8 protein-coding genes are annotated in these 6,727 nt (G+C 70.0%); all 8 read left to right on the top strand.

The window, feature by feature from the left end; all coding sequences use genetic code 11:
- Positions 1–139: 139 nt before the first annotated feature.
- The gene (locus AC1DCG_RS04795) at positions 140–793 is read left to right on the top strand and encodes a hydrolase (RefSeq protein WP_165256709.1); all 654 of its coding nucleotides are present in this window, start codon (positions 140–142) and stop codon (positions 791–793) included.
- A 63-nt stretch (positions 794–856) separates the two neighbouring features.
- Positions 857–1,144 (top strand): XapX domain-containing protein, encoded by a 288-nt coding sequence (locus AC1DCG_RS04800; RefSeq protein ID WP_165256707.1) that lies wholly within the window; start codon positions 857–859, stop codon positions 1,142–1,144.
- A 38-nt stretch (positions 1,145–1,182) separates the two neighbouring features.
- Positions 1,183–3,057 carry an amidohydrolase gene (locus AC1DCG_RS04805; RefSeq protein WP_477027889.1) on the top strand — a complete coding sequence of 625 codons (1,875 nt, stop codon included), beginning with the start codon at positions 1,183–1,185 and terminating at the stop codon, positions 3,055–3,057.
- Positions 3,057–3,476, top strand: a complete 420-nt coding sequence (locus tag AC1DCG_RS04810; protein ID WP_477027890.1) for a DoxX family protein — start codon at positions 3,057–3,059, stop codon at positions 3,474–3,476. The genes AC1DCG_RS04805 and AC1DCG_RS04810 overlap by 1 nt, the downstream gene beginning before the upstream one ends.
- Positions 3,473–4,756, top strand: coding sequence for an alginate export family protein (locus AC1DCG_RS04815; RefSeq protein ID WP_477027891.1), 1,284 nt, complete (start codon positions 3,473–3,475; stop codon positions 4,754–4,756). Before AC1DCG_RS04810 ends, AC1DCG_RS04815 begins: the two co-directional genes overlap by 4 nt.
- 2 nt (positions 4,757–4,758) lie before the next feature.
- Positions 4,759–5,433, top strand: a complete 675-nt coding sequence (locus AC1DCG_RS04820) for a YoaK family protein (RefSeq protein WP_477027892.1) — start codon at positions 4,759–4,761, stop codon at positions 5,431–5,433.
- Between the two features lie 143 nt (positions 5,434–5,576).
- Positions 5,577–6,191: a helix-turn-helix domain-containing protein gene (locus AC1DCG_RS04825; RefSeq protein ID WP_477027893.1), complete on the top strand. Its 615-nt coding sequence runs from the start codon at positions 5,577–5,579 to the stop codon at positions 6,189–6,191.
- Between the two features lie 12 nt (positions 6,192–6,203).
- On the top strand, positions 6,204–6,727 hold a 524-nt coding region (locus AC1DCG_RS04830; RefSeq protein WP_477041397.1), incomplete at its 3' end, for an alpha/beta fold hydrolase.

The following is a 6,727-nucleotide window of genomic DNA, read 5'->3' on the forward strand; positions in this document are numbered from 1 at the left end:
CGCTTTGAATTCACGACGATCCTCGCGGACGCCCCGATGGCCCACTTGGCCAAATCGCGGGGCGACTGAACAAGACCGTTCGTGTCGGCCGCGACACATTCCCCGGACTTCTTCCAATCCGCATCCAAGGACAAAGTCGATGCCGATCAAGGCCACCCCGACCCCCGGCCCGCAGCTGCTGACGCCGACCGACCACACCCTGATCATGATCGATTTCCAGTCGCAGATGGCGTTCGCGACCCACTCGATCGACGCGATCACCCTGCGCAACAACGCCGGCCTGGTGGCCAGCGCCGCCGCCGGCTTCGGCGTCTCGACCATCCTGACCACGGTCGCCGAAAAGAGCTTCTCGGGCCCGATGTTCGCCGAGGTCACCGCCCCGTTCCCGGGCAAGACCCTGCTGGACCGCACCTCGATGAACACCTGGGAAGACGCCCCGGTGATCGAGGAGATCAACAAGATCGGCAAGGACCGCATCGTGCTGGCCGGTCTGTGGACCAGCGTCTGCATCGTCGGCCCGGCGCTGTCGGCCCTGGCCCAGGGCTATGAGGTCTACGTGATCACCGACGCCTGCGGCGACGTCTCGGCCGAGGCCCACGAACGCGCCGTCGAGCGCATGATCCAGGCCGGCGCCCGCCCGATCACCGCCCTGCAGTACCTGCTGGAAATGCAGCGCGACTGGGCCCGCACCGAGACCTACGACATGACCACCGGCATCGCGAAGGTGCACGGCGGCGGCTACGGCCTGGGCATCATCTACGCCAAGTCGATGTTCAACGCCCACGAAGGCTAACAGGCCCGCCCGCGCCGGCTCGATCCCGGGCCGGCGCGACGCGCCTCAGCAAGGCGTCCGATGATGAAGATCTACATCCTGTCGCTCGCCGCCGGCCTGGCGGTCGGCGTGTTCTACGGCCTGCTGCAGGTGCGCTCGCCGGCGCCGCCGGTGGTGGCCCTGGTCGGCCTGTTCGGCATCCTGGTCGGCGAGCAGATCCCGCCGCTGGTCAAGGGCTGGATGGCCCGCAAGCCGGCCGCCGTCTCGTGGCTGAACCACCAGGTCAAGCCGCACATGTTCGGCCCGCTGCCCTGCGGCCAGAAGCCGGCCGAGCTGGCGCAAGGCGAACCGCCCGCAGCGCCCAAGGCCTGAAGACCCGTCCCTGAAGAGTTTCCCCCGGAGTTCCGCCCATGACCTCGCCCGACCTGATCCTGCGCAACGGCCGCTTCACCACCCTGGACCGCAGCAATCCGAACGCCGAAGCCGTGGCCGTGACCGAGGGGCGCTTTTCCGCCGTCGGGACCGAGACCGAGGTCATGGCCCTGGCCGGCCCCAACACCAAGGTCGTCGACCTGAAGGGCCGCCGGGCGCTGCCGGGCCTGATCGACAACCACCTGCACATCATCCGCGGCGGCCTGAACTTCAACATGGAGCTGCGCTGGGACGGCGTGCGCTCGCTGGCCGACGCCATGAACATGCTCAAGCGCCAGGTGGCCATCACCCCGCCGCCGCAGTGGGTGCGTGTGGTCGGCGGCTTCACCGAGCACCAGTTCGTCGAAAAGCGCCTGCCGACCATCGAGGAGCTGAACGCCGTGGCCCCCGACACGCCGGTGTTCATCCTGCACCTCTATGACCGCGCGCTGCTGAACCAGGCCGCCCTGCGGGTGATCGGCTACGACCGCGACACCCCCGAACCGCCCGGCGGCCAGATCATCCGCGACAGCCAGGGCAACCCGACCGGCCTGCTGCTGGCCAAGCCCAACGCCCAGATCCTCTACGCCACCCTGGCCAAGGGCCCCAAGCTGCCCTTCGACTATCAGGTCAACTCGACCCGCCATTTCATGCGCGAACTGAACCGGCTGGGCGTGACCGGGGCGATCGACGCCGGCGGCGGCTTCCAGAACTATCCGGACGACTACGAGGTGATCCAGAAGCTGGCCGACGAGAACCAGCTGACCATCCGTCTGGCCTACAACCTCTTCACCCAGAAGCCCAAGGGCGAGAAGGACGACTTCCTGAACTGGACGAAGACGTCGAAGTACAAGCAGGGCGACGACTACTTCCGCCACAACGGCGCCGGCGAGATGCTGGTGTTCTCGGCCGCCGACTTCGAGGACTTCCGCCAGCCGCGCCCCGACATGCCGCCGCAGATGGAAGGCGAACTGGAGGAGGTCGTGACGATCCTGGCTCAGAACCGCTGGCCCTGGCGGATGCACGCCACCTATGACGAGACCATCGACCGGGCGCTGGACGTCTTCGAGAAGGTCAACAAGGACGTCCCGCTGGAGGGCCTGAACTGGTTCTTCGACCATGCCGAGACGATTTCGGAGAAGTCGATCGACCGCATCGCCGCGCTCGGCGGGGGCGTCGCCGTGCAGCACCGCATGGCCTATCAGGGCGAGTACTTCCTGGAGCGCTACGGCCCGGCCGCCGCCGAGGCGACGCCGCCGATCGCCAAGATGCTGGAGAAGGGCCTGAAGGTCTCTGCCGGCACGGATGCGACGCGCGTGGCTTCGTACAATCCGTGGGTCTCGCTGGCCTGGATGATCACCGGCAAGACCGTCGGCGGTACGCGCCTCTATTCGCAGCGCAACTGCCTTGATCGTGAGAGCGCGCTTCGCATGTGGACCGAGAACGTCACCTGGTTCTCCAACGAGGAGGGCAAGAAGGGCCGGATCGTGGAAGGCCAACTGGCCGACCTGATCGTGCCCGACCGCGACTTCTTCGGCGTGCCCGAGGACGAGATCGCCGACATGACCTCGGACCTGACCATGGTCGGCGGCAAGATCGTCTACGGCGCTGGCGACTTTTCCAAGCTCGACGAGAACGAGGTGCCGCCGGCCATGCCCGACTGGTCGCCGGTGCGGACCTTCGGCGGCTACGCCGCCTGGGCCGAGCCCGAGACGGACAAGACCCTGCGCCGCCAGGCGGCCGCCTCGTGCGGCTGCGCCAGCAGCTGCGGCGTCCACGGCCACGACCACGCCACGGCCTGGACCAAGAGCCTGCCGATCGCCGATCTCAAGTCGTTCTGGGGCGCGCTCGGCTGCGCGTGCTGGGCGGTCTGATGAACGCCTCCGTCCAACGTCTGCGCGGGGCCTTCCTCGCGCCGGCGGTGCGCTGGGTCGCGCTTCTGGGCCTTTGCGCCGCCTATATCCAGGGCGGCCTGACCAAGGCGTTCGACTTTCAGGGCGCGCTGGCGGAGATGACCCATTTCGGCCTGTCGCCGGCCGGTTTCTTCGCGGTGCTGGTCATCGTGCTGGAGATCGCCGCCTCGCTGATGATCCTCTCCGGCCGGCTGCGCTGGCTGGGGGCGCTGGCCCTGGCGGCCTTCACCCTGGGGGCCACCTTCATGGCCAACCGCTTCTGGGAGATGGTCCCGCCCGAGCGCTTCGGCGCGACCAATAGCTTCTTCGAGCATCTGGGCCTGATCGGCGGCTTCCTGCTGGTCGCCTGGCACGACCTGCAACCGCGAGAGCGGTCATGAGGACGCTGGCGGCCGCGGCGCTCGTTCTCGTCGCGGTCCCGGCCATGGCGGCCGAGCGTCCAGCGATCAAGGTCAACCGCTGGCAGGAGGAGCGGCCGGAAACGTCGCTCTCGCTCGGCCTCACCCTGCGCGAGCGGATCGAGACGGGCGACGCGGCCAGCTTCGGCGGCGAGCCTACCGACACCAGCCTGTCGCAGCGCCTGCAGGTTCATGCCGACGCGCGCAAGGGCGGCTGGCAGGGCTTCGCGCAGATCGAGGACGTGCGCGCCTTCGGTCGCCGCGACATCGGCCCGGCCGACCAGAACCGCCTGGACCTGCGCCTGGCCTTCGTCGGCTACGAGACGCAGGTCTGGGGCGGCAAGGCCAATGTGCGCGTGGGTCGCCAGGACTTCCCGATCGACCAGCAGCGGTTCCTGTCGGCCCGCGACGGCCCCGGCGTGCGCCAGTCGTTCGACGCGGTCTGGGCCGACTGGTCGCGTGGGCCCTGGAAGCTGGCGGGCTTCGTCAGCCAGCCGGTGCAGTATCACGACGGCGAAGCCTTCGACGACACGTCCAGCGGCAACGTGCGGCTCGACCTGATCCGCGTCGAGCGCAAGGCGCCCGGCGGTGTGGTCTCGGCCTATGCCGCCAGGTTCGCCCGCTCGACCGCCCGCTATGTCGACGCGGTCGGCGAAGAGGACCGCCAGGCCTACGACCTGCGCTATCTGGGCGCGGCCGGGGCGCTGGACTGGGACCTGGAGGCCATGGTCCAGCGCGGCGAGGTAGGGACCAGCGACGCGCGCGCCTGGGCCGCCGGCGGCCGGATCGGCTGGACGCTCAAGGCGCTGGCCTGGAAGCCGCGCCTGGGCTTCCAGGTCGACACGGCCAGCGGCGACGAGCGGTCGGGAGATGGGCGCGTGGGCACGTTCGACCCGCTCTATCCCAACGCGGCCTATTTCACTCGCGCGGCCTACACCGGCTACGCCAACCTCGTGCACGTCAAGCCGTCGGTGACCGTGACGCCCGCCAAGGGTCTTTCGGTGACCGCCGCCCTGGCGGGCCAGTGGCGGCGCGAGACGACCGACGCGATCTACGCCCAGCCCTTCATCCCCCTGTCCGGCACGGCCGGGCGCGGCGGACGCTGGACCGGGGCCTACGCCCACCTGCGGGCCGACTACGCTTTCAACCCGAGCCTGACCGGGACCATCGAGGCCGTCCACTACGAGGCCGGGGCGACCTTGCGCGCCTCGGGCCGGGACGACAGCGACTATCTCGGCGTCGAGCTCAAGTACGGATGGTGACCATGCGATTCCCGAGCCTTTCCCAACTGATGAGCTTCAACGGCGGGTATCTCGACACGGTCGGCTTTCTGGCTCTGCAGGGCGTGTTCGTCGCCCACGTCACCGGCAACTTCGTCACCTTCGGCGCGGCCATGATCCACGGCGCGGAAGGGGCGGTGGCCAAGCTTTTGGTGCTGCCGGTGTTCTGCCTGGCGGTGCTGGTCAGCCGGCTCGTCACCTTCAAGCTGGCGGCCGCCAACCTGCCCACCTTGCGGATCATGCTGGCGGTGAAGACCGTGCTGCTGGTCGCCGGCTCGATCGCGGCCGTCGTCCTGTCGCCGTTCGCCAAGGGCGACAGCTGGCAGCTGATCCTGGTGGCGGTGCTGTTCGTCTGCGCCATGGCCATCCAGAACGCCGCCCACCGGGTGCACATCCCCAACGCCCCGCCGACCACCCTGATGACCGGCTCGACCACCCAGATCATGCTCGACGTGGCCGAGCTGGTGCGGCGTGGACCCGATCGGGACGCCTCGGTCGCGCGGATCAGGAAGCTGTCTGTCGCCGTGGGCCTGTTCGCGGCCGGCTGCGGCCTGGGCGCGCTGGCGTTCGGCTTCGGCGGGCAGTGGGCGTTCTCGCTCTCGGCGGTGCTGGCGTTCCTGTCGCTGTTCTCGGCCGAGGCCCGCAACCAACGCGGATAGCGCTCCCATTCGGGGCGTGGGCTTCACCCGCCTGGGTGGCGGAGGTTCACCCGGGCGGGAATGGTTAGGGCCCCTCCTTTGGTTGAATTTGCTGGTGCGCCGCCTGTCGTCGGCGCGTTCGCGACCAGCCGAAGAGAGCGACGATGCAAGTCCAGACCGTGTCGACCCGCGTTCCCGAACCGGCCCTAGACCTCGCCACGGAGCCCGCCAGGGACCAGATCCGCCTGCTGCTGATGCAGGCCCGTCACGCCCTGGCGACCGACCCCGCCGACGCCGAGCGCTGCATCGCCGTGGCCGTGCGCCTGCTGCCGCAGATCGACGCCGCCGCCGGACAGCAGGCCAAGTCCTTCGCCGCAGCCCCGGCCATGCAGCGCGGGGGGCTGGCGCCCTGGCAGGTTTTGCGGATCAAGGCCCTGGTGGAGGCTCGCCTTACGGGCCGCATCTCGAGCGCCGAGATGGCCGCCGCCGCCCGCCTCAGCCCCAGCCACTTCTCGCGCGCCTTCCGCATCAGCTTCGGCGACGCGCCCAAGGCCTATGTGAACCGCCGCCGCATCGCCCGCTCCAAGACCATGATGCTGGAGGGCGGCGAATCCCTGGCCGCCATCGCCCTGGCCTGCGGCCTGTCGGACCAGGCCCATTTCTGCCGGATGTTCCGCCGCTTCGAGGGCGTGTCGCCCAGCGTCTGGCGGCGACTGCGCGGGGGAACGCCCGAAGCCGTCGCCAATGAGGTCGACTGGCCGGCGGCCGCCGCCGGCTGATTGGAGAGACGAGTGACCGCCGCCGTCATGCTTATCCACGGCGCCTGGCTGACGCCGCGCGCCTGGGACCGCTTCAAGGCCCGCTACGAGGCCCGGGGCCTGAAGGTGGTCGCGCCGGCCTGGCCGCTGCTCGACGCGCCGGCCGAGGACTTGCGTCGCCTGCCGCCGCGGGCGCTGGGCCGGCTGACCCTGGAGGCGGTGGTCCAGGCCTACGCCGCCCAGGCGGTGGCCATGGTCGAGCCGCCGATCGTGATCGGCCACGGCCTGGGCGGCCTGATCGTGCAGCGCCTGCTCGATGGCGGCTGCGGCGCCTGCGGCGTGGCCATCGCCTCGACGCCGCCGCTGGGCCTGCTGGCCCGGCCGCGCGCGGCCTGGGCGCTGCGCCGGCTGCTGGCGCGCTGGAGCGGCGCCATGCCTCTTTCGCCCGACGGCTTCGCCGCCCTGTTCGCCCAGACCCTGACGCGGGACGAGCGCAGGGCGGCCTATGGCGAGCATGTGGTTCCGGCCCCCGCGCGGGTGGTCCGGCAGGCCTTGCT

This window comes from Caulobacter sp. 10L414, from assembly GCF_056395525.1.